General features: G+C 41.3%; 3 protein-coding genes. All 3 read right to left on the bottom strand.

Annotated features, from left to right (window positions below):
- Positions 1–311: 311 nt before the first annotated feature.
- Entirely contained in the window at positions 312–908 is a 597-nt protein-coding gene (locus tag IQ229_RS13160; protein WP_228013439.1) for a hypothetical protein, read from the bottom strand.
- Between the two features lie 153 nt (positions 909–1,061).
- On the bottom strand, positions 1,062–1,610 hold the full coding sequence (locus IQ229_RS13165; protein ID WP_194044337.1) for a hypothetical protein: 549 nt from the start codon (positions 1,608–1,610) through the stop codon (positions 1,062–1,064).
- A gap of 308 nt (positions 1,611–1,918) precedes the next feature.
- Complete coding sequence (locus tag IQ229_RS13170) at positions 1,919–4,387, bottom strand: ATP-dependent Clp protease ATP-binding subunit (RefSeq protein WP_194044338.1); 2,469 nt, start codon at positions 4,385–4,387, stop codon at positions 1,919–1,921.
- Between the last annotated feature and the right edge of the window lie 458 nt (positions 4,388–4,845).

Genomic DNA, 4,845 nt, shown 5'->3' on the forward strand with positions numbered 1-4,845 from the left:
TGTTTCTATCGTTTCTAGCTGTGTATTCTCTATCTGAAGAGTAGATTTTGACACTTCCATAAATTAACAATAATTGCTGACTTATGTTGATTCTATCTCAAGAGACTTGTTGGGTAATAAACTCAAAAATCCTTGAAATCTGCTTGTGGCAAGCTTTTTATTGATTTCTGACTAAAATTCTTTAAACCTAGACCCCCTAAGCCTTTCAGCGATTTTAGTCACTATTTCCCGACAACTTTAAGGTAAAAATTATGTGCGTTACGTGTTGCTTTCAAGTACGCTATTCAGGTTGACTAAGAGAAAAATCAATATTATTGAGTGAGTGTGGCTGTTTTTCTGAAATCAGAGATAACTTCTTGGTTGACATCAGAGACATCCAAAATTGTTTGTATCATTTTCCTCAAAATCATAATAAACTCCATCCCTGTAAAAAGTTCATCAAATGGTTGTTTCGTGAGCATTTCGTATTTTTCTCTTTGAGTAAAATGTGCATACTCACCATATATAAAAGCTTCTAAAATATCTCTGTTGGTTGGCGTGTTAGTTCCAGCTTCACCAATAATAATAATGATATTTCTTTGACAGAGAGATTTACTATCTAAAAAATCATTAAATTTATTTCGTAGCTTATCAAAACGTGCTTTTTTCTCAGTATTTATTGGCAAATCTTCATATATGCGCTTAACTTTTCTCAGAGAAATACGCTCGTTATCCTGCATAAAAAGCCGAATAGTTAAAACACAAGCGTTGATAGAGTCTTTACTCGGAAAATCTTCTTGATTCAACCTTCCAGAACCTATAGTTATCTTAGGTTCTGAGTTTAGCAAAAAAGCATTGAAACTCGATTGGCCTAATTCATATGCTTTGTAATTGAAAAGTTCTAAAGTCTTTATTTCCATTTTGTACATTTTGATAATTTTCCTAATAAAAACTAAAAATTTATACTATACTAGCTTCAAGTAAACGTTTATTAGCCGCATACTTATTAATCTATACCCTCTAAGAATTTTTGCGTCGGCAAACTAACATCCATATCCACTAGTAGACCTTCTACTGTGAATCTACTTTCGACAAACAGATTGATAAAGCTTGTCAACAAAAGTTCCAGGCTGAATTTTCTCTCCAATCGATGCATATGCTTCAGGCTGATGATATGGATCGGGTTGCTCTCCATTTGTCGCAAGCAATCGAACTATATAAAACTCACAGTCAAATCTTAAAAGTTGCGTATATCTTTGTTGAGGATTTTTAAACAAAGTCTTCACTATTACTGTACTTCCACTTCGTTTAATTGAATCAACTTCAACCCAAAATTCAGCCTGCTCTGTATCATTATTTGCTAATAGTGTCCAATTTCCTGGTAGCTCCGAAATATTGGATGCTTCATTTACTTCTTCAGAATCATAACTATATTCTTGCTGTGAATTCTGCCTTGATTCACTAGGCTCACTACTAATTTGTGTTGTGGGATCATGAGACTGATTTCTATGGTCAGGTGATTTTTGTATACCACTATCTAATTGTTGTGAAGAAAGACGACTACAAGCTGTTTGCAATACAAATAGTAGTAATATTACTGGAAAAGTAGATATTTTCCTTAATTTTTTCATAAGAAGTTATTACACCTAGCACATACTTACCAAAACTTATGATTTTTGTATCAAATATAGCATAACAATCGGTATCGTTAAATGTCCAGCATTGGTGTTATGATCTGCTAAAACTTATCTAATTTGCATAGTCAAATTTTATGAAGTCTTGTAGCATGGGCATCTTATACGCTTTAATTATGCAAGTTAAATGTGAAACAGCTTATCAGCCTTGATTTGTATATATTGACAATAAAAAACGGTAGAGCGCTTGTTGCTCTACCGTTTTCTAATTTTCTATTTGAGAATTAAATCCCAAACCCTAAATCTTACTCAACACCTTGGGGTAACAATTCCCGACGCTGTTGAGAACTAACTTGCACAACGCCATTTTCATCCACATCAACAAGGGCTGTATCGCCATCCTTGATGCGACCAGACAGAATTTCTTCTGCTAGGCTATCTTCTAACAGACGCATAATTGCCCGACGTAATGGCCTTGCGCCGTAGCTGGGACTGTAACCTTCTTGGATCAAACGATCCTTGAAGCGGTCTGTGACTTCTAAGGTGATACCTTTTTCTGTCAGGCGACCAAATACTTCCTTGAGCATAATTTCGGCGATTTGGGTGACTTCAGGCTTGCTCAACTGACGGAAGACGATGATTTCATCGAGTCGGTTGAGGAACTCTGGACGGAAGTACTGCTTGAGTTCTTCGTTCACCAAGGAGCGAATCCGGTTGTAAGTTGACTCGCTGGCATCTTCGGAGAATTCAAAGCCGATACCGCTACCGCCTTTTTCAATTACCTTAGAACCAATATTGGAAGTTAAAATCAGCAAGGTGTTTTTGAAGTCCACCGTGCGACCTTTGGCATCAGTTAACCGTCCGTCTTCCAAAATTTGCAGCAGCATGTTGAATACATCGGGGTGGGCTTTTTCGATTTCATCGAACAACACCACGGTGTAAGGACGCCGCCGCACGGCTTCGGTCAGCTGACCACCTTCGTTATAACCAACATAACCTGGAGGGGAACCAATCAGCTTGCTGACGGTGTGACGCTCCATGTATTCGGACATATCTAAGCGGATCATCGCTTCTTCAGAACCGAAGAAGTAAGCAGCTAGGGACTTCGCCAACTCGGTTTTACCTACACCAGTAGGCCCAGAGAAGACAAAGCTAGCAATGGGTCGATTGGGATTCTTCAAACCGACACGAGCGCGGCGAATTGCTCGTGAAACTGCTTTCACAGCTTCGTCTTGACCAATTAAACGCTGGTGCAAGGTGTCTTCCATGTGCAGCAGCTTTTCAGATTCAGATTCGGTGAGTTTGTTCACCGGTACCCCAGTCCAGGAAGCGACAATGTGAGCAATGTCTTCTTCTGTAACTACAGGTTCTTCACCTTCTGTGCCTGTTGCATTGGTCTTGCTTTGAGCTATCGCCCGGATTTCGGCTTTGATTTCCATTTCGCGATCGCGCAATTCTCCAGCTTTGTCAAAGTCTTGAGAGCGCACCGCGTCATCTTTTTCTTTTAATATCTGACGCAGTTCTTTGTCTAACTCTTTGGCTGCGGGTGGCAGTTGGGAGTTAATCAAGCGCACTCTAGAACCAGCTTCATCAACCAAATCGATGGCTTTATCTGGGAGGTAGCGATCGCTAATGTAACGGTCTGATAATTTCGCCGCCGCTACCAATGCTTCGTCGGAGATTTTCAGTTTGTGGTGTTGCTCGTAGCGTTCGCGCAAACCATATAAAATTTCAATTGTTTCATCAACTGTAGGTTCGCCAACCATTACTGGTTGGAAACGTCGCTCTAGCGCTGCATCTCGCTCGATGTGCTTCCGGTATTCATCTAGGGTTGTAGCACCGATGCACTGCAACTCGCCTCTGGCCAAAGCTGGCTTGAGGATATTTGCTGCGTCAATCGCACCTTCTGCTGCACCCGCACCAATTAAGGTGTGTACCTCATCAATCACGAGAATGACATTACCCGCCGAGCGGATTTCATCCATGATTTTTTTCAAGCGTTCTTCAAATTCACCCCGGTATTTGGTTCCTGCTACGAGCAAACCAATATCCAGTGTGACAACGCGTTTATCTTCGAGGATGTCAGGGACATCTTTGGTGGCAATGCGTGAAGCTAAACCTTCAGCGATCGCTGTTTTACCAACCCCTGGTTCCCCAATCAGCACTGGGTTATTTTTTGTTCGGCGACCCAATATCTGAATCACCCGCTCAATTTCTTTAGCCCGTCCCACCACTGGATCGAGCTTATTGTCTACTGCCATCTGGGTTAGGTTTGAGCCAAATTCATCCAGAGTCGGGGTTTTTGTGCGCCCGGATGAACCGCCTGGTGAAACTTCGGCAGTTTCTCCCAACATGCGGATGACTTGGGTTCTTACCTTAGATAGATCCACACCGAGGTTTTCTAGCACCCTGGCTGCGACGCCTTCCCCTTCGCGGATTAGGCCCAACAGCAGATGCTCGGTGCCAATGTAGTTATGCCCCAGTTGGCGTGCTTCTTCCAAGGAGAGTTCTAAAACTCGCTTTGCCCGTGGCGTAAACGGAATTTCCACAGCAACAAAGCCTGATCCCCGTCCTATAATTTTTTCAACTTCAATTCGGGCATCTTTGAGATTGACGCCCATTGATTTCAGCACCTTGGCAGCCACTCCAGTGCCTTCGCCAATCAGACCCAGGAGGATCTGCTCGGTTCCAACAAAGTTGTGACCTAAACGGCGGGCCTCTTCTTGGGCCAGCATGATTACCTTAATGGCTTTTTCTGTGAAGCGCTCAAACATGGCTTTATCCCATCATCTGCGGTCGTGCCGGTATGCTGATTTTAGCACAGGCAAAGCTTTTGGATGCCTGTATAACAGATTATAGACATCCTGAAGCTATGACTTGAGTTGATGGGCTAATTGTTAACTATTGACTACTCTTATCTGGCTAGTGTACTGAGGAGCTTTAGTTCACCAGCCTTTTTGGGATTTATTACAAACAGTTCACTGCTTACATTGAGAGTTGATTTACTCAATCCCAAATATCTATACCTAACATATAGTTTCTTTAATGTCAAGTATAGAAAACTTTACATAGATTTTGCTTATAACTATTGCTTTTAAAATTAGATATTTAAATATAAACAAGCGCAGCAAAGTTACATTTTTTTGCTGAAGCCGATCGCAAGCTCCAATAATTCAAAATTTGTAATCCTTAGCTACTAAGAGTTATGCATTGACAAGAACGAGTAATATAG

This window comes from Nostoc cf. edaphicum LEGE 07299, assembly GCF_015207245.1.
Taxonomy (GTDB): domain Bacteria; phylum Cyanobacteriota; class Cyanobacteriia; order Cyanobacteriales; family Nostocaceae; genus Nostoc; species Nostoc edaphicum_B.